We start from the raw sequence: 23,076 nt of genomic DNA, 5'->3' as shown, positions 1-23,076 counted from the left end.
TGTTATCAATGACGCGACAACAAGCATACGAAATCAGCATTCACGCTCGGCCCACGCCAGCGGGAATCGGGAAGACGATCCCGGCCTAGCCGGCGACACGCCCCAGGAACAGGACACCTTAATCCCCATGCCTTTTCACCTAATTCAACACGTGATCGCATGAGCCGCCCGCTCTAGGCGGCAGTCTGGCCTGTCCCGTATGCGCGCGCGCGGGAGTAAACAATGAAGCGCATGCTTTTCAATGCAACCCAGGCGGAAGAACTCCGGGTTGCCATCGTCGACGGGCAGAAGCTCGTCGACCTTGACATCGAGTCCGCCAGCAAGGAGCAACGCAAGGGCAACATCTACAAGGGTGTCGTCACCCGCGTCGAGCCCAGCCTGGAAGCCGCGTTCGTCGACTACGGCTGCGACCGCCACGGTTTCCTGCCGTTCAAGGAAATCGCCCGTTCCTGCCTGCCCGGCAACGGCAAGGTTCCGGAAAACCTGAAGGAAGGCCAGGAACTCCTGGTCCAGGTGGAAAAGGACGAGCGTGGCAACAAGGGCGCCGCCCTCACCACCTACGTCTCGCTGGCCGGTCGCTACGTCGTGCTGATGCCGACCAACCCGCGCGGCGGCGGCGTGTCGCGCCGCATCGAGGGCGAGGAGCGCAACGAGCTGCGCGACACCCTGGCGCAGCTCGACATCCCCGAAGGCATGAGCCTGATCGCGCGCACCGCCGGCATCGGCCGTTCCGCCGAGGAATTCCAGTGGGACCTCAACTACCTGCTGAGCCTGTGGAAAGCCATCGACGGCGCGTCGACCTCGATGTCCGGCGCCTTCCTGATCTATCAGGAGGGCAGCCTGGTGATCCGCGCCATCCGCGACTATTTCTCTGCGGACATCGGCGAAATCCTGATCGACACCGAAGACATCTTCGAGCAGGCGCAGCAGTTCATGGCGCACGTGATGCCGGCCAACGTCAACAAGGTGAAGCTCTACCGCGACGACGTGCCGCTGTTCTCGCGCTTCCAGATCGAGCACCAGATCGAATCGGCATTCTCGCGCCAGGTCAACCTGCCGTCGGGCGGCGCCATCGTGATCGACCATACCGAAGCGCTGGTGTCGGTCGACGTCAACTCGGCGCGCGCCACCAAGGGCAGCGACGTCGAGCAGACCGCCTACAACACCAACCTCGAAGCGGCCGACGAAATCGCCCGCCAGATGCGGCTGCGCGACCTCGGCGGGCTGATCGTGATCGATTTCATCGACATGGAAAACCCCAAGCATCAGCGCGAAGTGGAAAACCGCCTGCGCGATGCCCTGCATCACGACCGCGCCCGCGTGCAGACCGGCAAGATCTCGCGCTTCGGCCTCCTCGAAATGTCGCGCCAGCGGCTGCAGCCCTCCCTCGGCGAGACCAGCTACAACCCCTGCCCGCGCTGCCACGGCACCGGCCACATCCGCGGCACCGAATCGTCGGCGCTGCACATCCTGCGCATCCTGCAGGAGGATGCGATGAAGGAAAACACCGGCGCGGTGCATATACAGCTGCCGGTCGACGTGGCGACCTTCCTGCTGAACGAGAAACGCGTCGACATCCACACCATCGAATCGCGCCTCAAGGTCAATGTGGTGTTGATCCCCAACATCCACATGGAAACCCCGCACTACACCATCACCCGGCTGCGCCACGACGAGCTGAACCAGCGCGACGCCAGCGAGCCGAGCTACAAGATGGCAACCCTACCGGAGGCCGAAGCCGTCTACCAGACCGCCCAGTCCGCCGCGCCGGCGCGCCAGGAAGCCGCGGTCAAGTCGATCGCGCCGCCGCAGCCGGTGCCGGCCGCGCGCCCGGCCGTGCCGGCCGTCGCGCCGGCCCAGGGCGGTCTGTTCGAGCGCATCTTCGGCTGGTTCAAGAAACTCGGCGAAGAAGCGCCTGCCGCCGCAGCCACCCCGGCGGTTGCCGAACCGGTTGCCGCCATTGCACGCAACGAACGCCCGAGCGAGCGCCGTGAACGCAAGCCCGGCCAGCGCCGCAGCCGCGGCGAAGGGCGTGGCGAAGCCCGCAACGGCGAAGCCCGCCAGCCGGAATCGCGCCAGGCCGAGCCGCGCCAGAGCGAGGGCCGTGCCGAACCGCGCAACGGCGAATCGGCAAAGCCCGCCCGCCCGCCGCGCCAGCCCAAACCGCGCCCCGAGGCGGAAGCCGCACCGCGCATGGCAGAGCCGGCGGAAGCCCCGCGTGAGGCCGGCAGCGAGGAAAAACGCGAACCGCGCAGCCGTCGCGGCCGCGGCAATCGCCGCCCGCGTGAAACCCGTCCGGAAACCGCGGCCGGCAATGGCGGAAGCACACCGCAGGCCATCATCGAAATCGCCGGTTTCCACGCAATCGTCGAAATCGCGGGCAAGCCCAAGGCGGCGGCCCCTGCCGCCCCCGCGCAGCAGGCCTTGCAACTGGAAACGGCCGCCCTGCCGAATGCCGCGCCAGCCGATAGCGTCACCGCCTCCCCTGCCGCCATCCTGGCGGATCTGGCGGCCAGCACTGCCAGCCTGCAGCAGGTGGAAACCCAGGCCGCAGCGGCAGGCACGAGTGAAACCGGCGAGCCGGGCCGTCCGCGCCGCCGTCGCCGCCCCGCAGCCAAGCCGGCGGACAGCGACAGCGTCGGCCTGATGCAGGTCGAGACCAGCGCGCCGGCCGTCGAGGTTGCCGCGGCATCCACGCCGGCCGCAGCCCCCCACCCCACACGCCGGCGTGCACGTCCGCAGGCGAGTGCGGCAGAGGGCCCGCTGGTGCAGGTGGAAACCCAGGCGGAATAAAGCCTGCGCCACAACAACAAGGGCCGCTTGAAGCGGCCCTTGTTGTTTGCTGCGAACGGCAGAAGCGATCAGCTACCTGAACGCATTTTCACCTGGGTGTCGCCGGTGATTTCCCGGATCAAGCCCTGCACCGCATCTTCGATCATGTCGAGGTTTTCCTCGAATCCCTGTGTGCCGCCGTAATACGGGTCGACCACGTCGAGATTGGGGTACTTGCGGCTGAACGACAGCAGTCGCCGGATCTTGCCATGGTGGTGCGCCGGCGCACGCTGGATCAGCCTGTTGTAATTGTCGCCGTCCATGACCAGGATGTAATCGAAGCGCTCGAAGTCATCGTCCGCCACCTTGCGCCCGCGCAGTCCGCTGATGTCCGCCCCGCGCTGCCGCGCCGCCTGCCGCGCGCGCGGATCGGGCGCCGAGCCGATATGGTAGGCGTGGGTCCCGGCGGAATCCGTCTCCACATCCCGGTCCAGTCCGGCGTCCTGGATGGCCTTGCGGAACATGCCTTCCGCCATCGGCGATCGGCAGATATTGCCCATGCATACGAAAAGTACTTTAGTCATGAATCGTGTTCTTCCACTCCGAATAATACCTGCTTGAGTGCCTTCAACTGGTCGCGAAGTTCCGCAGCCTTCTCGAATTCCAGGTTCTTCGCCGCATCGAGCATGGCCTTTTCCAGCTTCTTGACCTTCCTGGTCAGCGTCTTTTCATCCTGTACCTTGTATTCGGCCACCGTCTGCGCGGCCTTGAGTTCCTGACGCGTGGCGTCGGCGTCGTAGACGCCGTCGATGATGTCCTTGATGCGTTTGACCACGCCGCGCGGGACGATGCCGTGCGCGCTGTTGAAGGCGAGCTGCTTGTTGCGGCGCCGCTCGGTCTCGTCCATCGCCCGTTTCATCGAGTCGGTGATGCGGTCGGCATAGAGGATCGCGGTGCCGTTGAGGTGGCGCGCGGCGCGGCCGATGGTCTGGATCAGCGAGCGCTCGGAGCGCAGGAAGCCTTCCTTGTCGGCGTCGAGAATCGCCACCAGCGACACTTCCGGGATGTCCAGCCCTTCGCGCAGCAGGTTGATGCCGACCAGCACGTCGAACTCGCCCAGCCGCAGGTCGCGGATGATCTCGACGCGCTCGACGGTGTCGATGTCCGAGTGCAGGTAGCGCACTTTCACGCCGTGCTCGGCGAGGTAGTCGGTGAGGTCTTCCGCCATGCGCTTGGTCAGCGTGGTGACAAGAACTCTTTCGCCGACGGCGATGCGCTTGCCCGCCTCGCTCATCAGGTCGTCGACCTGGGTCGCTACCGGCCTCACCTCGACCAGCGGATCGACCAGTCCGGTCGGGCGCACCACCTGTTCGACCACCTGCCCCGCGTGCTCTGCCTCGTACTTGGCCGGCGTCGCCGAGACGAACACGGTCTGCGGCATCAGCGCCTCGAATTCCTCGAACTTCAAAGGCCGGTTGTCGAGCGCCGACGGCAGGCGGAAGCCATAGTCGACCAGGTTTTCCTTGCGCGAGCGGTCGCCCTTGTACATGCCGCCGACCTGGGTCACGGTGACGTGCGATTCGTCGATGAACATCAGCGCGTCCTTCGCCAGGTAGTCGATCAGCGTCGGCGGCGGCTCGCCCGCTTTGCGCCCAGACAGATGGCGCGAGTAGTTCTCGATGCCCTTGCAGAAGCCCAGCTCGACCATCATTTCGAGGTCGAAGCGGGTACGCTGCTCCAGCCGTTGCGCCTCCACCAGCTTGCCGTTGGCGTAGTACCACTCCAGCCGCTCGCGCAGTTCGACCTTGATCTGCTCGATGGCGCGCAGCGTGGTCTCGCGCGGCGTCACGTAATGGCTCGACGGGAACACGGTGAAGCGCGCCACCTTCTGCAGGACCTGCCCGGTGAGCGGGTCGAACAGGTGCAGGGTTTCCACCACGTCGTCGAACAGCTCGACGCGGATCGCGGTCTCGGCGTGTTCCGCCGGGAAGATGTCGATGACGTCGCCGCGCACGCGGAACACGCCGCGCTTGAATTCGATGTCGTTGCGGTCGTACTGCATCTGCGTCAGCCGCGCGATGACCTCGCGCTGGCTCATCTTCTCGTTCTCGCGCAGGAGCAGGATCATGCTGTGGTAGTCGGACGGGTCGCCGATACCGTAGATCGCCGACACGGTGCAGACGATCACGGTGTCGCGCCGCTCCAGCAGCGACTTGGTCGCACTCAAGCGCATCTGCTCGATGTGCTCGTTGATGCTGGAGTCCTTCTCGATGAACAGGTCGCGCGCCGGCACGTAGGCCTCGGGCTGGTAGTAGTCGTAGTAGGAGACGAAATATTCGACCGCGTTTTCCGGGAAGAACTCGCGCATCTCGGCGTAAAGCTGCGCCGCCAGCGTCTTGTTCGGCGCCATGATCAGCGCCGGCCGGCCGGTTTGCGCGATGACGTTGGCCATGGTGAACGTCTTGCCGGAGCCGGTAACGCCGAGCAGGGTCTGGAACGACAGGCCGTCCTCGATCCCCTCGACCAGCCGGGCGATCGCATTCGGCTGGTCGCCGGCCGGCGGAAACGGCTGGAACAGACGGAAGGGACTATTGGGGAAGGTGACGAACACAGGTAAAATCGCGCGGCTAAAACTTGTCGATAGTAGCATCCCGCCGGGGTGCATGAAGGAACCATAGTGGAACTCTCCCGCCGCGTACAGGCCATCAAACCCTCGCCCACCCTGGCCGTCACCGCCCGCGCCGCCGCGCTCAAGGCATCCGGCCGCGACATTGTCGGCCTCGGCGCCGGCGAGCCCGACTTCGACACCCCGCAGCACATCAAGGACGCGGCGATCGCAGCGATCAACGGCGGCTTCACCAAGTACACCGCAGTCGACGGTACCCCCGGCCTGAAGGCGGCGATCGTCGCCAAGTTCAAGCGCGACAACGGGCTGGACTACACACCCAGGCAGATCCTGGTGTCGTGCGGCGGCAAGCAGAGCTTCTTCAACCTGGTGCAGGCGGTGATCAACCCCGGCGACGAGGTCATCGTCCCCGCGCCGTTCTGGGTCTCCTACCCCGACATCGTCATCCTCGCCGACGGCAAGCCGGTGATCGTCGAGGCCGGCATCGAGCAGGGCTTCAAGATCACCCCGGCGCAGCTGGAAGCGGCGATCACGCCGAAAACCCGGCTGGTCGTCATCAACAGCCCGTCCAACCCCACCGGCGCGGTCTACAGCGGCGACGAACTGGCCGCGCTCGGCGCGGTGCTGCGCAAGCATCCGCAGGTGCTGATCGCCAGCGACGACATGTACGAGCACATCCGCCTCGACGGTGCGCCCTTCGTCAACATCCTCAATGTCTGCCCCGACCTGTACGACCGCACCCTGGTGCTGAACGGCGTGTCCAAGGCCTATTCGATGACCGGCTGGCGCATCGGCTACGCTGCCGGCCCGGAAGCCATCCTGCGCGCGATGACCAACGTGCAGTCGCAGTCGACCTCCAACCCCACCTCGATCTCGCAGGTCGCCGCCGAGGCCGCCTTGAACGGCGACCAGGGCTGCATCACCCCGATGCTCGACGCCTTCAAGGCGCGCCACCGCTACGTCGTCGACGCGCTCAACGCCATCCCCGGCTTCCATTGCGTCGACAGCGGCGGCGCCTTCTACGCCTTCCCCGACGTCCGTCCCGCAATCCAGAACCTGCTGGCGCGCGACGTCATCGAGCAGGGCACCGACATCGCGTTTTCCGAATACCTGCTGGAGTCGGCCGACGTCGCCGTCGTCCCCGGCTCGGCCTTCGGCGCCGAAGGCTACATCCGCCTGTCCTTCGCCACCTCGCAGGCCAACCTCGAAAAGGCGCTCAAGCGCATCGCCCAGGCGATGGCCTGAGCGCGGCACCCGGGCGCGGGCAGGCCATGTTCCAGAAACTCGCCGCCCTGCCCCCTGCCCGCGGCACGCTGAGCTGGCTGCTCCAGCTTGCCTACACCACCTGGCGCCTGTTCGGCCAGAACGGGCTGCAGAACCACGCCGCGGCGACGGCGTTCTACTTCCTGCTGTCGGCCACTCCGCTGCTGCTGCTGCTGAGCTACGCCCTGCAACTGCTGGGCCATGTTGCCGAGAATTCGATACCGGCCACCATCCTGATGGCCGCGCTCTACGATCAGATGCAACTGGACAGCCTCACCGCGCTCGGCTTCATCCCGCGGCAAACCCAGCTCGCGGCCGGCGGCGTCGGCCTCGTCACCCTGGTGCTGTCGTCGCGCGGGCTGGTCAACACGATGCAGGGAGCTTTCCGCATCATTTTTCCCGACCGGAGCAAACGCAATCTGGTGGTGTCGTGGGTGCTGCCGCTGATCATCCTGCCGGTGCTGTTCCTGCTGATGGGGGTGGCCGCGCTGGCCCAGGTCACGCTGTCGTTCCTGGCGCAGAATGACATCATCGGCGCGGGCAACGCGCAGGCACTGCGGACGCTCAACTCGCTGTTCGCCTTCGCCATGGTGTGGGCGCTGCTGTTCGCCGCCTACTGGCGGCTGCCGCGGCGGCATCCGCGCGCGCGCGACGCGGCGGTGTTCGCGCTCGCTGCCACCGTGAGCCTGGGCCTGCTGTTGCTGCTGTTCGGCGCCTTCTTCAAGCTGGAGAACTACCGCAGCCTGTACGGCACGCTCGGCGGCGTGGTGTTCGTGCTGATCGGCGGCTATTTCGCCTTCCTGCTGCTGTACCTGTGGGCACAGGCGCTGTACGCCTACGGCAAGGCCGACATTACCGCGCTGGAAAAACTGTTCCTCGGCGGTAGCGGCGAGGGCGCCGGCAAGCTCGAAGGCTACGTCTTCAGCGACAGCCACCGCCTGCTGGAAAAATACGGCCAGGTGCACCCCGCCGGCCACGCGCTGATCGAGGAAGGCGACGACTCGAAAACCGCCTATTTCCTCTACGCCGGCCGCGCCGCGGTATACAAGAACACCGACGGCGGGCGGCGCCGCCTGGGCGAACTCGGCGAAGGCCAGCTGTTCGGCGAAATGGCCTATCTGCTGAACGAGAAGCGCACCGCCTCGGTCGTCGCCGACGGCGAGATCACCGTGCTGGCGCTGCCGCCGCAGACGCTGGAAGAACTGATGCGCCATTCCGCCCCGCTGTCGCGCCGCATCATCGACATCCTGTGCCAGCGGCTGGAAAGGATGAACCTGGCGAACCCGGGCTGAATTGATTGAACATGGTGTATGGATATACACTATGTTCAACATCCGTCGTCGCCCCGGAAAAACCGGGCGACGACGGCGTGTTCCCCCGGAGCACCCCATGGCCCTGCATTCGCTTTACGTCGACCTCAATTCCTTCTTCGCCTCGGTCGAGCAGCAACTGCGGCCCGAACTGCGCGACCGCCCGCTCGGCGTGCTGCCGGTGATGGCCGACACCACCTGCTGCATCGCCGCCAGCATCGACGCCAAGCGTTTCGGCATCCGCACCGGCACCCCAGTGTGGCAAGCCCGCAAGCTGTGCCGCGACATCGTTTTCGTGCAGGCACGGCCGTCGACCTACGTGGAAATCCACCACCGCATCGTCGCCACCGTGGAATCGTGCACCCCGGTCGGCGCCGTGCTGTCGATCGACGAAATGGCCTGCGACCTGCTGGGCAGCGACCGCGAGGAAGCCAAGGCCATCCGGCTCGGAAAACAAATCAAGCAGGCGATCTACGATCAGGTCGGCGAGGTGCTGCACAGCTCGGTCGGCATCGCGCCCAACCGCTTCCTCGCCAAGACCGCATCCAACATGCAGAAACCGGACGGGCTGGTGGTGATCCGTCAGCACGAGTTGCCACAGCGCCTGTACGGCCTCAAGCTCGGCGCCCTGACCGGCATCGGCCGCGCCATGGAACAGCGCTTCAACCGGCTCGGCATCCACACCGTCGAGCAACTCTGCGCCGCCAGCCGCGACACCCTGCGCCATGCCTGGGGCGGCATCGAGGGCGAGCGCTACTACGCCAAACTGCGCGGCGAAAACCTCGCCCCTGCCCCCACCCAGCGCTCCAGCGTCGGCCATTCGCACGTGCTGGCGCCCGAGCTGCGCGATCCCGATTCCGCCATTGCCGTGCTCTACCGCCTGCTGCACAAGGCCGCGATGCGGCTGCGCCACTACGGCTACTGCGCCGGCGGCCTCGGCCTGCACCTGCACTACATGAAGACCGCCGCCGGCCACCCCCGCTGGGGCGACCAGGCGCGCTTCGCGCCGCACGCCGACACCCTCCGCTTCAACCCCGTGCTGGCCGAACTGTGGCAGCGCCGCCCGCCCGACCCCGGCCCCCTCCTCAAGGTCGGCGTCACCCTCACCGACCTCGTCGAGCACAGCCAGGCCACGCGCGACCTGTTCGACCCCGACGACCACCACGCGGCCCTCAACGGCGTGCTCGACCGGATCAACCAGCGCTACGGCCCCAACACCCTGTACTTCGGCGGCGCCCACCATGGCCGCGGCGCCGCGCCAATGCGCATCGCCTTCAGCCATGTGCCCGAATTGCAGGTGGAAAAAGACGGCTAAGGGTTGACCGAATCGCGCGTCATCACTAGAATGCGCGCTTCCCATTCCCCGATAGCTCAGTCGGTAGAGCGACGGACTGTTAATCCGCAGGTCCCTGGTTCGAGCCCAGGTCGGGGAGCCAGACACAGCAAGGCCCGCAGCGATGCGGGCCTTGTTCATTTCCGGGTTTTGTAGACGGAATTGTAGACAGTTGTCTAATAAACCGCTCCAGGCGCGCTGATCAACACGTCAAAGGAATCGAGATGCAGACAGACCAAATCCTAAGCCACCTGAAAAAGCATGGGCAGTTGCTCGATCTGGAGATCGCGTCGGCAACCGGGATTGCACTGGTTCAAGTACGCAAGTCACTGGCTGATTTGACGGCACGCGGCGAAATCTCCCAGTGCAGCGTCACCCACTTCAATGGCGACAAGCGTGTTGATGGTTTTCAGTGCAGGATTTCGGGCTATGTGCCGCCCGCCGCGCCAGGCCGAAAGGCCGGGCCTACCAAAAGCGTCGCGTCAGACTAGAAACGGGACAGCCATTGAAGAACAGCTCAGAGTGATGTCCTGGCGGTCCAGGAGTCCAGCGGGAGATCCCTTCAGCGAGGGGTGATCCCAGTGGGTTTCAACCAATATCATGGAGCAATACCAGTGACCAACGCACAACGCCGGGCAGCATTGCTCGCCAGCCGCAAGGCCGAAATGGATTCGTCAAGCAACGACAGCAAGCCAGCGCCCAAGCCCGGCAGCGCATTCCACCCCCATGAGGCTAGCGCGTATTACCTTGCTGACGTGAATACGGTCGGCACGTTCAAGATGTTCGCCAGGGACCGCACGCCGCCCGTTTACACCTACGACATCATTACCGTTCACTTTGAATTGAATCCCGACACCGGCACATGGATCTGGTTTGACGGCAAGAAAAACCAATTCCCGCGCAAGACCCAGGATGGCTGGCGTCTTGGCAGCAGAAAGCTGCACGACACCCGCGAAGGCGCAGAAGCCGAGCTTCAGCACGCGATGGCCAAGAACGGCGACCGGGTGACCAAGGTGCATGACCTGCCCGACGATATGACTGCGCTGAAAAAGATCCGTAGCGCCCACCATCCGGACCGCAACCCCGCTGCCGACCAGGACCTCTATCAGGCGGTAGTCGAGAAGTTGGACAGGATGCGCGCGCAAGCCCAGTGAACCATAACGAAGCCTGGCAGAACCTAAACCACATAATTCCTAATATGCCGGCTTTTCGAGAATTGGAAGCTGGACTTGTTCAGGGCTTCCCCGGCGTCTCGGTGTAGCGCGCCAGGATCAGCGAACCGGCAGCCTCCGCCGCGAGTGGCGGCGAGAAACGGTAGCCCTGCACCTTGCGGCAGCCCAGCGCGATCACGCGTTCGAGCTGCCCGTCGTTCTCCACCCCTTCGGCGATCACGCCCATGTTGAAGTTGCGGGCGATGGCGATGATCGTCGACACCATCTCCACGTCCTCGATCCCCGGGGTCAGGCGATTGACGAAGGCGCGGTCGATCTTCAGCGCATCGAAGGGGAAGTTCTGCAGATAGCTCAGCGATGAATAGCCGGTGCCGAAGTCGTCGACATAAAGATGCAGTCCGCGCGCCTTGAGATCGAGCAGGATTTTGTGCGCGGTTTCGCGATTGTGCACCAGCACGCTTTCGGTGATTTCCAGAGCAAGGCAATGCGGATCGACCCCGGTTGCGGCGATCGCCGCGTCGATCCGCTCCACCAGGTTCGGCTGCAGGAACTGCTTGGCGGACAGATTGACGCTCATATACAGATCCGGCCGCTGGGGAAAATCCCGGCGCCACGCCTGGAGTTGGCGGCAAGCCTCCGTCAGCACCCAATGGCCGATGTCGTTGATGAGCCCGGTTTCTTCCGCCAGCGGGATGAATTCGGCCGGCGAAACCAGGCCACGATCGGGGTGGGCCCAGCGCGCCAGGGCCTCGAAGCCGAGCACCTCGCCGCGGATTGCGTCGACGATGGGCTGGTAATGGACGCGCAGTTCTCCGCGTTCCACTGCCCGCCGCAGTTCCGATTCCAGCGTCAGTTGCGCCACGGCGCGCAGATGCATGCGTTCGTCGAACAAGACCGTGTGCCCCGTGCCCGTGGATTTGGCGCGGTACATCGCGGTGTCGGCGTCGCGCAGCAGGTCGGCGGCGTTGTGGTCGCCCTGTGCGCCGACAACGATGCCGATGCTCACGGAAACAAATATCTCGCGGCCTTCGAGCATGATCGGCGGCTGCAACACAGTATGCAACCGGTCGGCTACGCGCAGCGCGTCGGCGGGTTCCGCCACATCTTTGAGCAGAATCGTGAACTCGTCGCCGCCCATGCGGGCGATCGTGTCCTCGGGCCGCATGCAGGCGTGGATGCGCTCGCCCACTTCGAGCAGCAGTTGATCCCCCAGCGTATGGCCGAGGCTGTCGTTGACTGTCTTGAAGCGGTCGATATCCAGGTAGAGCACGGCGCAGCGCAGCGCCGGGTGCCGCTCGCCGTGGCGCAGGCGCTGTTCCAGGCGGTCCATGAACAGGGTCCGGTTCGGCATCCGGGTCAGGCCATCGTGATAGGCGTGGTAGCGCAGCTGCTGTTCGGCCTGGTGCTGCTGGATCATGCCGCCGACGGCATGCGCGGCGGCAGTGATGAACTGCAGTTCCGCCGGCGTCTGCCGATGGTGTGCGTCCACATAGAGATTCAGCACGCCCAGCAGCTTCTCGTCGAACAGGATGGGCGCGCAATAGTGCCCGTGCTCCGACATGCCGGGATAATGGACCTCGTGCCGGTCATCGACGCAATCGACGAACAGCAATTCCTGGGTCGCCGCCGCCCGCCCGCACAGGCAATGGCCCATCTCGACGGTATCGCAGGCCTGCACGATGTTCGCGGACAATTTGTGCCGAGCGGCCATGCGCAGCTTTCCGGATGCCGCGTCGGCCAGGAAGATGCTGCCGGTACCGTGCAGGGACAGCCAGGGCGTCGAGAGAATCAGCTCCAGCGCAAACTGCAGGCGCTGCTCGAAGGGCGCCGGACGCATCGAGGTTTCCAGCAATTCCGCCAGAACCCGCTGCGTGTGATAGTCCCGGTTGATCTTGTCCTCCGCCGCCTTGCGCTCGCTGATGTCGCGCACACAGGCGCTGAAGCAGGGCGTCCCGGCGACACTGATGCGGGCGATGAAGACTTCGATGGGAAACTCGTGGCCGTCGCGGTGCAGGCCGGTCAGTTCGACGCGGCGGCCGATCAGTATTGCCGCATCGTTCTCCAGGCTGCGCTGCAGGCCCGTTTCGTGCTGGACGCGGAAGCGCTCCGGGATGATGGTTTCCGAAAGAGAGCGGCCCAGCACCTGGGTGCGCGGCCAGCCGAAGGTCTGCTCGGCCTGGAAATTCCAGTCGATGATCTCGTTTCTGGCATTGATCGCGACAATGCCGTCGAGCGAGGCGTCGAGGATTGCGCGCGTGCGCTCCTCGTGCTCTTCCAGCGCATCGTGGACAGCGCCGTTCTCGTCGATCCGGCGCCGCAGCTGGCGGGCAGCGGCGCCGATGCCGACCAGGCCAAACAGCCAGAGCCCGCCATGACCGGCCACCAGCGCGTTGACGCGCCGGTCGGCGGCGGCATTGAGCGGAGCAAGCGGCACCGACACACTGACGCCGCCGGCCAGATCGCCTTCCCGATATCCCTGCTGAATATGGCAGGCGAGGCACTTTCCCCCCATCCTCATCGGCCGGATCAGGCGCAGATAGGGGGCTGCGTCGATTGCGGCGATTCCCGTGACTTCCTCGACCCCCTGCTGGAACTGCGCCAGCGCTTTCGCTTCCCAGGGGTCGGGCCGGTTCTGCGGATTGATCGGCCTGAGACCGCTCAGATGGCCGCGCACACGATGGTGCTCGGCTGCGAGTTCGTTGAACTGGCGCACCATCAGCGCCGGATTGATGAGCGTCAGCACGCGCCCGGAGGGCGTGCGCACATCGCGCTCCGGAAAATTGGTCCCATAGGGGTCGACCGGATTCTCCGGGGTGACGGGCACATACACGCCGCCATGCCGGGAGGCCCAGTTGCGGAAGGCCCAGTCCTTGAAAAAATTCGCCCGCAGCTCGACCCTGGCCTGTTCGAGCACCAGTTCGCGCACCTGCACGATGTTCCACGCCAGGGACAGCACGGCTACCAGCGTCCAGAACGCCGCCAGCACGATCGCCCACGGCACCACCGGCACCCCGCCGGTGCGGATCGCCGCGGCACGACCGCCGTTGTCCGTTAGCGCTACGTCCATCGTCCAGTGCCCAGTCGCTAGATTGATTCCCCTATTGCGACAAAAACACCGATGACTTTAAGGTCTTGCAAACCGCCCCGCGGCAGCATGCGCCCGCACAACCGGTCTTGTTCAGGCCCAGTACTTCGCCTTGTCCGGCAGCACCCAGCGCACCCCGCCGCGCGGGTCTTCCTTGTCGCCGCGGTAGCGCGGGATCAGGTGGATATGCAGATGCGGCACGGTCTGCCCGCCGGCCAGGCCATGGTTGATGCCGATGTTGTAGCCGTCCGGCTGGTGGTGCTTGTCCAGCAGGTCTTTCGCCTGCGCCATCGCCTTCAGCAAGGCGGCCTGCTCGGCTTCGCTGGCCTCGAACAGGGTGGCGAAATGGCGGCGCGGGATGACGACGGTGTGGCCGAGCGAAACCGGGAAGCCGTCCCGGTAGGCGACGACAAGCTCGTCCTCGACAAGGATGCGGCGGGGGTCAAGCGTGCAAAAGGGACAGGGTTTGGGATTGGATGGGGACATGCTTTGGGTGTGCTCGTCTTGCGGTCGGAAAATGGGCAACGGGCCGGGCGCGTTGCCTGCCCGGCCGGAAGTGCGGCCGGGCGCCTCTTCTGAACCGAGTGTAACCGATGCGGCTGGCCGGTTCAGCCGCTGGCTAGGCAGGCCACGGCAGCTTGCCCGTCACCTGAAACACGCCGAGCGGGAAATCATGGATATCCCGGCCGCGGGCCGCGCGAAACCGGACGCGTTCGCCGGTAAGCTCGCACAGCCAGACCTCCTGGGAAACCGGTTCGGGTTTTGCCAAGGCACGGGGCGTAAACAGCGCCAGGTTGATGCCACCCTCCGGATCGCGTGCAGAAAAGAATTCGAACGCTTCGATGCCGGCCGCGCGCATGCCGGATCCGAGCGCCTGACTTGCACGGTAATCCGATGGGCCGCTGAGCGCATCCCGATACCGGGCAAAAGGCGACGCTTGCAGTCGCAGGCCGGCGGCCGTCCGGTATTCCGCCCCGAACAGGGTGTGCTGGGTGTCGAGTTTGCCCGCGGGCGGCGTGGCCATGCCGAACCAGAAGACAAAGCGGTAGTAGGCTGCTTCGGCAAGCACTGTTCGGGTGTCCAGCGAACCGTAAAACAGGCTGGGCTCGCTGCGTGCACCGAAACGGGAGCCGTGCTTCAGCGGGGGGTAACGGAACGGGGTCGCCAGCAGGTAGTGAAGCTGCGCGGTTCCCTTGCGCAGAGGCGGCTTGGTGGCTTCCAGCATGTCTTCCAGCGCGGCCTGCCGTTCGAGTGAACTAACCAGCTGGCTGGTCGCTATCTGTTCCTGGCTTTCCACCAGGCGCAACAGCACACCCGACAGTTCGACTGTCCTGGCGCTTGCCAGACAGTCCACCCAATCCACCACTTACAGCTTGCCCCGCATGGCATCCAGATATTCCAGCACGGCGGTCAGTCCCTGCACGGTTTTCAACTGATCGGCCGGGATGCCGCCGGTATGAAGGTTTTCGGTCTGCATCCAGTGCCGCATCTGCTGGGGATTGCCGCCCGCCAGCACGTAGAGCGCGCGGTAGCAGCGGATGAACAGCAGCGCCAGTTCGCCGGCCTTGCTGCCGGGATCGATGCGGCCGCGGCTGATGGCGGTGCGGTCCTTGCCGATGATGGCGCCGAGGTCGGCCTGGCTCATGCCCAGTTGCTTGCCCGCATTCACTAAGGCTTCTGACAGGACACCGGCTTGGTCGACGTCGGGGACGACTGCGAGGCTCACGGGATACTCCTTAAGTCACGACGCATGTTTATATTGAGCATTTTATGCAGTATTTGTTTATTTTGCACAATTTATTTTTCCTGCCTGACCCACACTTCGTCACGATTGACGCCTGCCTACCTAAGATCAAAATGCAAATGGAGGATTTCATCATGTTCGCCAATCGCCACCAGGCTGCCGACCGGCTCGCTGACGCCCTGCAGGCCTACCAGGGCCGGCATCCGCTGATCCTCGCCATCCCGCGCGGCGCGGTGCCGATGGGACTGCGGCTGGCCCAGGCGCTGGACGGCGAACTCGATGTGGTGCTGGTGCGCAAGCTGCGCGCGCCGTTCAATCCGGAATTCGCCATCGGCTCGATCGACGAGTCGGGCTGGAGCTACATTGCCGACTACGCCGAATCCGTCGGCGGCACGCCGGCCTACCTGGCCCGGGAAAAGCAGGCCCAGCTCGACACCATCAGAAAACGGCGCGCGCAGTACACCCCGCTCAGGCCGCCGATCGACCCGGCCGGGCGCACCGTCATCGTGATCGACGACGGACTGGCCACCGGGGCAACGATGATTTCCGCGCTGCATGCGCTGCGCGCGCAGCAGCCGGCAAAGCTGATCTGCGCGGTGCCGGTGGCGCCGCCGGACACGCTGGAGAAGATCCGCTCCTACGCCGACGAGGTGGTGTGCCTGTCGACGCCGATGCAGTTCCAGGCAGTGGGGCAGTTCTATGCGGATTTCCCGCAGGTCGAGGATGCGGAGGTCGAAGCGATTTTGAAGCAGGCCACAGCTAGCGCGGCTTCACCCGCACGCCGTCCTTGATCGTCTCGTCGGGGTGCGCCACCACCCGGTCGCCGGCCTTGAGTCCTGCCGCCACCTGGGTGGCGAGCCCGGCGCGCTGACCGATCCCGACCGGCACCAGGCGCGCGCGGCGGCCGTCCAGCACGAACGCCGCCCAGCCCTCGCCCTGCCGGAACAGCGCGCTGGTCGGCAGCTGCAGCACGTCCCGGCCTTCCCACAGCACGAAGCGCGCCTCCACCCGGTAGCCGTCGCCGAGCCGCGCCCACGCCTCGCGCGGCGAACTGAAATCGACGATGACGCGCACCCGCTGCTCCTCGACGCCGAGCGCTGAAATCTTGGTGAAGCCGCTCGGCTCGACCACCCGCACGCGGCCTTCGAGCGGCCGCTCGCCGCCCCAGCGGTCGAGGATGACTTTCGAGCCGGGCGCGATCTTCACCGCGTGGGCGGACAGCACCTCGACCTCGACTTCCAGGCTGGCGGGGTCGCCGATTTCGAGCAGCGGTTGGCCGGTTGCCACCGCGCCCTCGCTTTCGTGCAGCAGCTTCAATACGTGGGCGGCGACCGGCGCCCGCACCTGCACCTGCTCGGCCGTGCCGCCGGCCTGCAGACGGGCGGTGCCGGCGACGGCCGCACGCGCGGTCGCCAGGTCGAAGTGCGCCACTCGCACCGCATGCTGCGCAGCGGCTTCGGCGGCGCGGGCGCGGGTTTCCGCGGTGCGCGCGGCGTCGAGCGCCTGGGCGGAGAGGAAATTCGATTGCCGCAGCGATTCGGCGCGGGCGCGCTCCTGCTGCGTCAGCTGCGCCGCAGCGCGGGCGGCGCGGACGTTTTCCTGCGCCGCGGCGAGCGCGGCCTGGGCGGCGCTCGCCTGCGCCTGCGCCTGGGCGCGGGCGCGCGGATCGAGCGCCGCCGCACGCGCCGGTTCGATCACCGCGATCGCCTGCCCGGCGGCGACGGCGTCGCCGGCCTTGAGGCCGATGCGGCGCACAAAACCCGCCACCGGCGCCGACACGGTGTAGCGCTCGCGCACCCGCGTCTTGCCCTCCTCCTCCACCGTCACCGCGAGCGGCGCGCGCTTCACTTCGGCGAGGTCGACCAGCACGGCGCGCGGCATGAAACCGTAGGCCAGCCCCGCCACCACCACGGCAGCGGTTGCCAGCATTCCGATTTTTGCGCGCAGCCGCATGTTTCCCCGTTGCCCTATTCGCGAGTTTTCAATACCGCCACCAGATCGAGCCGGCCGAGGCGATGCCACAGCAGCAGCCCGGACAGCAGCGCGGAGACGATGACGACGGAAGCGCCCATGGCATAGTTTTCCGGCGTCAGGATCAGCGGCAGCCGGTACAGCTCGCTCTGGAACGCCACCACCAGGATGCCGACCAGGCCGATGCCGACCACGAAGCCGGCCGGAATCGCCGCCAGCGTCAGCAGCGCCAGTTCCCCCAGCAGGATATAGGCGATCTCGCCGCGGGTGAAGCCCAGCACGCGCAGGCTGGCAAGCTCGCGGCCGCGCTCGGAAAGGCCGATGCGCGCGCTGTTGTAGACCACGCCGAAGCCGATGGCGCCGGCCAGCAGGGTCGCCACCAGGTTGTAGAACAGGATGAACTCGCCGATGGTGGCGTAGAAGCTCTGGATCGCCGCCCGGTTGGCGACCATGCCGAGCACGCGCGGGCGCGCGTGCAGCTTTGCGTAGAGTTCGGCCTCGCTGCCGGGCCGCACCGCCAGATAGGCGCCCGACACCGCGCCGCCCTCGCGCATCAGGGCATTCAACGAATCCTGCTGCATGTAGGCCGACACCCCGAGAAACTGTCTGGTGATGCCGAGCACCGGCACCTGCCGCACCGGGCGGCTGCCTTCGAGGATTTCCACCGTCAGCAGGTCGCCCGGCTTGACGTGCAGGATCGCGTTGGCCAGGTGGTCGGTGAGCACCACGCCGCCCGGCGGCACCGCCACCGGCTGCAGCTTGCGGTCGAGCGAGCGGTGCAGCTGGCCCTCGGGCTGGATGCCGAAGATCGCGCCGCGGTGACGGTACTGCCCGAAGCGCAGGATCGCCGGCACGTCGCGAAAACCCTCGACGAAATCGACGCCCGGCAGCGCCGCCAGCTCGTGCAGCGCACGGCCGGAAGTCGGCTCGATGAAGGAGAGCGCCAGATCCTCGCGCGAGGCCTGGCGGAACTGCACGTCGACCATGAAATCGATCGCGCCCTTCTGGTAGTTGCCCACCATCATCAGACCGCAGGCGCAGGCGATGCCGAGCACGGTCAGCAGCGACTTCAGCGGATGGCGCCCGATGTGGCGCAGCACCATGCGCGTCGGCGCGGCAAGCCAGCGCGCAGGGCCGATGCGCTCGACCAGCGAGGTACGGTAGGCCACCGGCATTTCCGGACGCATGCCCTCGGCCGGCGGCAGCCGCACCGCGCGCACCACCGAGAGCAGCGTGCCGCTGACCGCCGCCAGGCAGCTGACCCCCAGAGCGATCAGAATCACCCCGGCATTGAGCCGGTAGTCGAGATAGGGAAAGCGGAACGTCGTTTCGGTGTAGACGTGCGACAGCCCCTGGCCGAACCAGGCGCCGAGCGCCACCCCCGCCGCCACGCCGAGCAGCGCCATCATGAGCACCAGCTTGACGAAGTGGCCGCCGATCGCCGCATAGCCGTAGCCGAAGGCCTTGAGGATGGCGATCTGATCGCGCTGCAGCGCGATCAGCCGGCCCAGCACCACGTTGAGCAGGAAGGCGGCGACGCCGAGGAAAATGGCCGGGAACACGACGGCCATGGTGCGCAGCTGCTTCAGCTCCTCGCGCAGGAAACGGTTGGAGAACTGGTCGCGGCGGCCGTAGGCGCCGGTGCCGCCGTAGTCCGCCAGGATGGCATCGACGCGGTCGATCACGTCCTGTTCGCGGGCATCGCGCGCCAGCGTCAGGCTGACCTGGTTGAACGCGCCCTCCATGTCGTAGGCGGCGGCGAGCGCGCTGCGTCCCATCCACAGCACGCCGTAGCGCTTGAAGTCGGGGAACATGGCGCCGGGCGCGATCTGGTAGACGTATTCCGGCGACACCGCGACGCCGACCACGGTGAGCCGCTTGCGCTTGCCGTTGATGATCGCGGCGAGGGTGTCGCCCGGCTGCAGGCCGTGGGCGTCGGCGAAGGTGTCGGACAGCACCGCCTCGTCCGCACTCCATGGCTGCACGCTGCGTCCGCGCTTGAGATACAGCCGGTTGAGCTGCGCCGCACCGACGTCCGGCAGCGACAGCAGCTGGCCGGTGACGGGATCGGAAAACCCTGCCACCTCCAGCTTCACTCCGGCCTTCACCCGCGTCTCCATGCGCTCCACCCCGGGAATCGCGGCGATCCGCTCGGCCACCGGCTCGGGCGCGCGCTTGAGGCTTTCGAACACGTCGGCGAAACGGTATTCAGCATAGAAGCGGTCGCGCGTAGCGACCAGCGAATCGTAAGTCGAGAGCGACATCGCCATGGTGGCGACGCCGCCCATGATCACCGCGGCGATCGCCAGCACCTGGCCGCGCAGATGCCACAGATCGCGGAAGAGTTTGCGGTCGAGGGCCTTCACGCCGTCAGCGGGCCGCGCGCGCGTCCCAGCTCCGGTAAAACACGCGCTTCATCGCGTACACGGCGAACAGGTAGGCGGCCGCGATGCCTGCGAGCACGGCGTAGAACGCGGCCGGCGGCGGGACGAATCCCAGCTGCGCGCCGAGGCGCGTCAGGGGCAGCGCGATCGCCACCGCGACCACCAGCAGGGACAGCGCGGCCAGCGCCGGATGCGGCCGGCTGGCGAACGGGTTGCCGCGGGTGCGGATGACGAAGATCACCAGCACCTGGGTCACCACCGACTCGACGAACCAGCCGGTGTGGAACAGCGCCTCGCCGGCATGGAATACACCGAGCATGACGTAGAACGTCAGGAAATCGAACACGGAGCTGACCGGCCCCAGGGTGAGCATGAAGTTGCGGATGAAATGCATGTCCCAGGTTCGCGGCCTGGCCAGCGCCGCTTCATCGACGCTGTCGAGCGGAATGGCGATTTCGGACAGATCGTAGAGGAAGTTGTTGAGCAGAATCTGGAGCGGCAGCATGGGCAGGAACGGCAGCAGCAGCGTCGCGCCGGCCATGCTGAACATGTTGCCGAAGTTGGAGCTGGTTCCCATCATGATGTACTTGGTGACGTTGCCGAAGGTGCGCCGCCCCTCCCGCACCCCCGCATGCAACACCTGCAGGTCGTGCTCCAGCATGATCAGGTCGGCAGCCTCCTTCGCCACGTCCACCGCGCTGTCCACCGAGATGCCGACGTCCGCCGTGTGCAGCGCGGGCGCATCGTTGATGCCGTCGCCGAGGAAGCCGACCACGTGGCCGCGTGCGCGCAGCGCGGCCAGGACACGGGTCTTCTGCGCCGGCGTGATGCGGCAGAATAGATTGGCGCCCTGCGCCCGCGCCTGCAGCGCCGCATCGTCGAGCTGCGCGATCTCGCCGCCGGTCAGCACGCCGCTGACCGCCACGCCGAGCTGCGCGCAGATGTAGCGGGCGACGAACTCGTTGTCGCCGCTGACGATCTTCAGCGCGATGCCGTCCTGCGCCAGCGCGGCCAGGGCCGGCGCGGCGCTGGCCTTGGGCGGGTCGAGGAAGGCGGCAAAGCCGCTGAACACCAGATCCGCCTCGTCGCCGAGGACGGCATGATCGTGCTGCGGCGGCTCGCTGCGCCAGGCGATGCCGAGCACGCGGAAGCCGTCGCGGCTCAGCGATTCGAACAGGGCCTGGATGCGGGCGCGGGCGGCGGCGTCCAGCGCATGCTGCCGGCCGTCCGCTTCGTAGCCGGTGCACAGGCGCAGGATGTCTTCCGGCGAGCCCTTGACCGCCAGGGTGCGCTGGCCGCCCTGCTCCAGCAGCACCGACACCCGGCGCCGCTCGAAATCGAACGGCACCTCGTCGATCTTGCGCCAGCTGCCGACGTCGACGTGGCGGTGGGCGAGGATGGCGTCGTCGAGCGGGCTCCTGATGCCGGTTTCGAAATAGCTGTTGAGATAGGCAAGTTCCAGCACCCGGCCGCTGTCCCTGCCGGCGGCATCGACGTGCCGCTCCAGCCGGATGCGGCCCTCGGTGAGGGTGCCGGTCTTGTCGGTGCACAGCACGTCGATGCCGCCCAGATCCTGTACCGCCGACAGCCGTTTGACGATGACGCGGCTGCGCGCCAGCCGCATGGCGCCCTGCGACAGGGTGACCGACACCACCATCGGCAGCAGTTCCGGCGTCAGCCCCACCGCCAGGGCGACGGCGAACAGGAAGGACTCCAGCAGCGGACGCTGGAACAGCGCATTCACCAGCAGTACGAACAGCACCAGCAGCAGGGTCAGGCGCAGGATCAGGTTGCCGAAGTCCCGGGTGCCCCGCTCGAAGGCGGTGCGCGGCGGCCGCCGCGCCAGGGTGTCGGCGATCTCCCCCAGTGCCGTATCCGATCCGGTGCGCGCCAGCACGACCCGGGCGGAGCCGCTGACGATCGACGTGCCCATGAAAACGGCGTTGGTCGCCGCCGCGATGCCGCCGTCGGGGTCGCGCTCCGGTTCGAGGTCCGCCGCATGCTTTTCCACCGGATAGGATTCGCCGGTCAGCAGCGCCTGGTTGACGAACAAGTCGCGCGCCTCCAGCACCCGGGCGTCGGCGGGGACCAGATCGCCGGCCGCCAGCAGCACCACGTCGCCCGGGACCAGATCGGCCACCGCCGCCTCGTGCGTCTGCCCGTCCCGCACGACGCTGGCGCGCAGGGCGACCTGGCGTTTGAGGCGATCGACGGCGCGGCCGGCGCGGTATTCCTGGACGAAGTCGAGCGTCACGCTCATCAGCACGATGACGTCGATGACGACGAAGCTGCGCATGTCGCCGAGGAAGCCGGCGATGGCGCTCGCCGCCAGCAGCACCAGCACCAGCGGATTGCGGAAGCGGGCGAAGAACGCCAGCAGCCAGGCCCGCTCGGCCCGCGGGCGCAGCAGATTCGGGCCGCTGCGGGCCAGACGGGCGGCGGCTTCGGCAGCGTCCAGGCCTTCGGGCCGGGTGTTCAGCGCGGCCAGGAGTTCGGCCAGAGGCTGCTGCCAGAGACGCTCGGGAGGCTGTCTGTCCGGCGTTGGCATGGCGTTACCAGCTCAATTCGCGTGCCGCCTTCTTCGCGGCGTTGCTGCGAATATCGGCAATGCGGCCGTCCGACAGGCGGATCACGCGGTCGGCCATGTCGGCGATGCCGGCGTTGTGGGTGATCAGCACGGTCAGCGTGCCGAGTTCGCGGTTCACCTTTTCCAGCACCTCCAGCACCACCACGCCGGTGGCCGAATCGAGCGCGCCGGTCGGCTCGTCGCACAAGAGCACCGCCGGATTCTTGGCGATGGCGCGGGCGATCGCCACCCGCTGCTGCTCGCCGCCAGACAGCTGCGCCGGGAAGTGATCGAGCCGTTGGCCCAGCCCCACCAGCGCCAGCGCGTCTTCGGGGCGCATCGGCGCGGTGGCGATCTCGGTCACCGCGGCGACGTTTTCGCGCGCGGTGAGGCTGGGGATCAGGTTGTAGAACTGGAACACGAAGCCGACGTGTTCGCGGCGGAAGCGGGTGAGATCGGCCTCGGACGCGCCGGTCAGCTTGTGGTCGAGGTAGTAGACCTCGCCGCCGGAGGGCGCGTCGAGCCCGCCGAGGATGTTCAAGAGCGTCGACTTGCCGCTGCCCGAGGCGCCGAGCAGCACCACCAGCTCGCCGCGATAGAGCGTGATGTCGATGCCGCGCAGCGCCTGCACCTCGACCTCGCCCATGCGGTAGACCTTGGTGAGGCCGCGGGCGGCGAAAACGGCGTTGGCTGGGTCGGCAGGCATGCGGCTCATCTTGCCATGGCTCATGAAAGCGGTGTGGGAGTACCCGCAGGGGGTAGGCCGTGCTTGTAAGCCGCTGAAGCGGCAACAATCACGCTCGCCCGCCCCGCGCCGATGCCGTAAAGAGTGCCCGTGTGCGAAATTCGG

The 23,076-nt window shown here is 66.6% G+C and carries 17 protein-coding genes and 1 tRNA gene; 8 read left to right on the top strand and 10 right to left on the bottom strand.

Annotated elements, in window-relative coordinates; all coding sequences use genetic code 11:
• Positions 1 to 222 precede the first annotated feature (222 nt).
• Positions 223 to 2,793 carry an Rne/Rng family ribonuclease gene (locus BGO62_RS15695; RefSeq protein ID WP_296644266.1) on the top strand — a complete coding sequence of 857 codons (2,571 nt, stop codon included), beginning with the start codon at positions 223 to 225 and terminating at the stop codon, positions 2,791 to 2,793.
• 68 nt (positions 2,794 to 2,861) lie between these two features.
• Here BGO62_RS15695 and BGO62_RS15690 read toward each other — a convergent pair whose 3' ends face one another.
• A complete protein-coding gene (locus BGO62_RS15690) occupies positions 2,862 to 3,356 on the bottom strand; it encodes a low molecular weight protein-tyrosine-phosphatase (protein WP_296644265.1) in 495 nt (164 codons plus the stop codon).
• Positions 3,353 to 5,383, bottom strand: a complete 2,031-nt coding sequence (uvrB, locus tag BGO62_RS15685; protein WP_296644264.1) for an excinuclease ABC subunit UvrB — start codon at positions 5,381 to 5,383, stop codon at positions 3,353 to 3,355. The genes BGO62_RS15690 and uvrB overlap by 4 nt, the downstream gene beginning before the upstream one ends.
• A gap of 66 nt (positions 5,384 to 5,449) precedes the next feature.
• On the opposite strand from uvrB, the gene BGO62_RS15680 reads away from it, so the two are divergent.
• From BGO62_RS15680 to BGO62_RS15655, 6 genes are all read left to right on the top strand, one after another.
• Positions 5,450 to 6,643 carry a pyridoxal phosphate-dependent aminotransferase gene (locus tag BGO62_RS15680; RefSeq protein WP_296644263.1) on the top strand — a complete coding sequence of 398 codons (1,194 nt, stop codon included), beginning with the start codon at positions 5,450 to 5,452 and terminating at the stop codon, positions 6,641 to 6,643.
• Between the two features lie 26 nt (positions 6,644 to 6,669).
• Positions 6,670 to 7,953 (top strand): YhjD/YihY/BrkB family envelope integrity protein, encoded by a 1,284-nt coding sequence (locus BGO62_RS15675; RefSeq protein WP_296644262.1) that lies wholly within the window; start codon positions 6,670 to 6,672, stop codon positions 7,951 to 7,953.
• Between the two features lie 97 nt (positions 7,954 to 8,050).
• A complete protein-coding gene (locus BGO62_RS15670) occupies positions 8,051 to 9,286 on the top strand; it encodes a DNA polymerase (RefSeq protein ID WP_296644261.1) in 1,236 nt (411 codons plus the stop codon).
• 45 nt (positions 9,287 to 9,331) lie between these two features.
• Positions 9,332 to 9,407: transfer RNA gene (locus tag BGO62_RS15665), tRNA-Asn, on the top strand.
• Between the two features lie 121 nt (positions 9,408 to 9,528).
• Positions 9,529 to 9,795, top strand: a complete 267-nt coding sequence (locus BGO62_RS15660) for a FaeA/PapI family transcriptional regulator (RefSeq protein ID WP_296644260.1) — start codon at positions 9,529 to 9,531, stop codon at positions 9,793 to 9,795.
• Between the two features lie 123 nt (positions 9,796 to 9,918).
• The gene (locus tag BGO62_RS15655) at positions 9,919 to 10,458 is read left to right on the top strand and encodes a hypothetical protein (RefSeq protein ID WP_296644259.1); all 540 of its coding nucleotides are present in this window, start codon (positions 9,919 to 9,921) and stop codon (positions 10,456 to 10,458) included.
• Between the two features lie 79 nt (positions 10,459 to 10,537).
• On the opposite strand, the gene BGO62_RS15650 is transcribed toward BGO62_RS15655, so the two are convergent.
• The 4 genes from BGO62_RS15650 to BGO62_RS15635 form a co-directional block, all read right to left on the bottom strand.
• Positions 10,538 to 13,543, bottom strand: a complete 3,006-nt coding sequence (locus BGO62_RS15650) for an EAL domain-containing protein (RefSeq protein ID WP_296644258.1) — start codon at positions 13,541 to 13,543, stop codon at positions 10,538 to 10,540.
• Positions 13,544 to 13,654: 111 nt separating this feature from the next.
• On the bottom strand, positions 13,655 to 14,047 hold the full coding sequence (locus tag BGO62_RS15645) for an HIT family protein (protein ID WP_296644257.1): 393 nt from the start codon (positions 14,045 to 14,047) through the stop codon (positions 13,655 to 13,657).
• Positions 14,048 to 14,180: 133 nt separating this feature from the next.
• Positions 14,181 to 14,873: an RES family NAD+ phosphorylase gene (locus BGO62_RS15640; protein ID WP_296644256.1), complete on the bottom strand. Its 693-nt coding sequence runs from the start codon at positions 14,871 to 14,873 to the stop codon at positions 14,181 to 14,183.
• Between the two features lie 54 nt (positions 14,874 to 14,927).
• Positions 14,928 to 15,287: an XRE family transcriptional regulator gene (locus tag BGO62_RS15635; protein WP_296644255.1), complete on the bottom strand. Its 360-nt coding sequence runs from the start codon at positions 15,285 to 15,287 to the stop codon at positions 14,928 to 14,930.
• 149 nt (positions 15,288 to 15,436) lie between these two features.
• Here BGO62_RS15635 and BGO62_RS15630 point away from each other — a divergent pair, with 149 nt between their 5' ends.
• The gene (locus BGO62_RS15630; RefSeq protein ID WP_296644281.1) at positions 15,437 to 16,096 is read left to right on the top strand and encodes a phosphoribosyltransferase family protein; all 660 of its coding nucleotides are present in this window, start codon (positions 15,437 to 15,439) and stop codon (positions 16,094 to 16,096) included.
• Here BGO62_RS15630 and BGO62_RS15625 read toward each other — a convergent pair.
• From BGO62_RS15625 to BGO62_RS15610, 4 genes are read right to left on the bottom strand one after another with little or no spacing between them, the layout of a single operon-like run.
• The gene (locus BGO62_RS15625) at positions 16,065 to 17,234 is read right to left on the bottom strand and encodes an HlyD family efflux transporter periplasmic adaptor subunit (RefSeq protein ID WP_296644254.1); all 1,170 of its coding nucleotides are present in this window, start codon (positions 17,232 to 17,234) and stop codon (positions 16,065 to 16,067) included. The genes BGO62_RS15630 and BGO62_RS15625 overlap by 32 nt on opposite strands.
• Before the next feature lie 38 nt (positions 17,235 to 17,272).
• Positions 17,273 to 19,642, bottom strand: a complete 2,370-nt coding sequence (locus BGO62_RS15620; RefSeq protein WP_296644253.1) for an ABC transporter permease — start codon at positions 19,640 to 19,642, stop codon at positions 17,273 to 17,275.
• A 4-nt stretch (positions 19,643 to 19,646) separates the two neighbouring features.
• Complete coding sequence (mgtA, locus tag BGO62_RS15615) at positions 19,647 to 22,208, bottom strand: magnesium-translocating P-type ATPase (protein ID WP_296644252.1); 2,562 nt, start codon at positions 22,206 to 22,208, stop codon at positions 19,647 to 19,649.
• Positions 22,209 to 22,212: 4 nt separating this feature from the next.
• Positions 22,213 to 22,932 (bottom strand): ABC transporter ATP-binding protein, encoded by a 720-nt coding sequence (locus BGO62_RS15610; RefSeq protein WP_363924513.1) that lies wholly within the window; start codon positions 22,930 to 22,932, stop codon positions 22,213 to 22,215.
• Positions 22,933 to 23,076: the final 144 nt, after the last annotated feature.

This window comes from Thiobacillus sp. 65-1402 (assembly GCF_001897685.1).
Lineage (GTDB): Bacteria > Pseudomonadota > Gammaproteobacteria > Burkholderiales > Thiobacillaceae > Thiobacillus.
Note: the sequence above shows the minus strand (reverse complement) of the source record. Positions and strands in the feature narration are given on the sequence as shown.